We start from the raw sequence: 1986 nt of genomic DNA, 5'->3' as shown, positions 1-1986 counted from the left end.
GGACGGACAGCGGGTGCCGCAGCGGGCCGTCGTCCTCGTTGTCCGGGGCGGGACGGTCGTCGACCAGGACGATCTCGGCGGGCTTGGGGCCGTGGGAGGCGGCCAGCGAGGCCAGGCAGTCGGCGAGGGTGTCGCGGACCAGGGTGGGGATCACCACCGCGTAGCCGCTCCCGGCGGGGGTCGCGTCCTCGGCTCCGTGCGGGCCGGGCGTCTCCGCGGGGCCCGTCACGCGAACATCCTTGCGCGACGGACCGCGAACGGGCCGATGGCCAGCAGGTCGACGGGTGCGGAGCCGAAGCACTCCAGGGCCTCGCGCGGGTCGTCGACCATGGGCCGGCCGGCCGTGTTGAGGCTGGTGTTGACCACCACGGGGAGGCCGGTGCGCCGTTCGAAGGCGTGCAGCATCCGGGCGACCAGCGGTTCGCGGCGCTCCTCGACGGTCTGGACGCGGGCGGTGCCGTCGACGTGGACGACCGCCGGGATGCGGTCCCGCCAGGCGTCGGCGACCTGGTGCACGAAGAGCATGTACGGGCTGGGGAGCCGCCCGGTGAAGATCTCGGCGGCCCGGTCGGCGACGACCATCGGGGCGACCGGGCGGAACTCCTCACGTCCTTTGACCTTGTTGAGGCGGTCCAGGTTCTCCGCGCGTCCCGGGTGGGCCAGCAGGGACCGGTGGCCGAGCGCGCGCGGGCCGTACTCGCTGCGGCCCTGGAACCAGGCGACGACGCCGTCCCGGGCCAGTTCCTCGGCGACGGTCTCGGCGATGTCCTCGGGCTCCTCGAAGGGGACGGCCGCCTCCTGGAGGACGGCGCGCAGTTCGTCGTCGGACCAGCCGCGGCCGAGGTCCGCGCCGGGCATCGGCTCGGGGCGGTCGCTCAGGTGGAGGGCGCCGCCGAGCGCGGTCCCCGCGTCGCCGGCCGCGGGCTGCACCCAGACGTCGCGGAACGGGCCCAGGGCGGCGATCTTCGCGTTGGCCACGCAGTTGAGGGCGACGCCGCCGGCCAGGGTGAGGGACTCGCCGCCGGCGGCGCTGTGCAGCCAGTGGACCAGTTCCAGCAGGACCTCCTCCAGCACGGCCTGGGCGCTGGCGGCGAGGTCGGCGTGGTCCTGGGTCCACGGCTCGTGGCCGCCGCGCGGCGGGGCATGGGCCGCCCAGTCGACGCCGTGGGCGCGGAACCCCCCGTCGTCGGTGGCGTGGACGTGTTCGCGCAGCTGCCCGAGGAAGCGGGGCCTTCCGTAGGAGGCGAGCGCCATCACCTTGAACTCGTCGCTGCTGCGCAGGAACCCGAGGTGTGCGGTGAGTTCCTCGTAGAGCAGGCCGAGGGAGTGCGGCAGTGCCTGGGTGGCCAGGATGTCGAGCTTGCCCTCGGTGTAGCGGCCGGCCAGGTGCGAGGTGCACTCGCCGCGGCCGTCCAGGACCAGGACGGCACTGTCCGGGAACGGCGAGGCGGGTCCGGCGGAGGCGGCGTGCGCGACGTGGTGCGGGACGAAGACGACCCGGTCGGGGTCGAGGCCGGGCAGCGCCTCGGCGAGGAACTCGGGCGCGCGGCGCGCGTACTCCAGGCGCAGCGGGTCCCAGGGGTCGAAGAGGCCCATCCGGTCGGCCGGCCGCGCCAGCCGGGGGTCGAACGAGTAGGCGACGGCTTCGAGTTCCTCCGGGCGCACGCCGGCGTGCTCCAGGCACCAGCGGGCCGACAGCTCGGGGAGTTCCCAGGCGGAGAAGGGGACCGGGCGCTTGCCGTGCTTACGTCGGCTGAAGCGTTCCTCCTCCGCGGCGGCGACCGTGCGGCCGTCGACCACCAGGGCGGCGGCGGGGTCGTGGAAGAGGGCGTTGATGCCAAGGATGCGCATGGTGGTGCTCCGTCCCGGACGTGCGGGTCTGGGTCTGGCCACCGGGTCCGCGGTGGGTCTCCGGCTGGGTCCTGCGGTCGGTTCTCGGCGGTCCGCGCCGCTCCTCGCGGCGCGGGTGGGCGGGTGCCGTATCGG

At 75.1% G+C, this 1986-nt stretch carries 1 protein-coding gene and 1 pseudogene; both read right to left on the bottom strand.

From position 1 onward, the window contains the following. A pseudogene (locus HW445_RS28700) lies at positions 1 to 229 on the bottom strand (glycosyltransferase family A protein); the annotation flags it as partial. Beyond that, positions 226 to 1851 (bottom strand): carbamoyltransferase C-terminal domain-containing protein, encoded by a 1626-nt coding sequence (locus tag HW445_RS28695; protein WP_180223760.1) that lies wholly within the window; start codon positions 1849 to 1851, stop codon positions 226 to 228. The gene HW445_RS28695 and the pseudogene HW445_RS28700, both read right to left, overlap by 4 nt. Positions 1852 to 1986 lie beyond the last annotated feature (135 nt).

This window comes from Streptomyces sp. UH6, from assembly GCF_013421635.1.
In the GTDB taxonomy this organism is placed as follows: Bacteria; Actinomycetota; Actinomycetes; order Streptomycetales; family Streptomycetaceae; genus Streptomyces; species Streptomyces abyssomicinicus.
This window is presented reverse-complemented; position numbering and strand designations above follow the sequence as displayed.

Coding starts and splice junctions, on each gene's coding strand:
- HW445_RS28695 (WP_180223760.1), bottom strand. CDS start 1,851: ATGCGCATCCTTGGCATCAACGCCCTCTTCCACGACCCCGCCGCCGCC.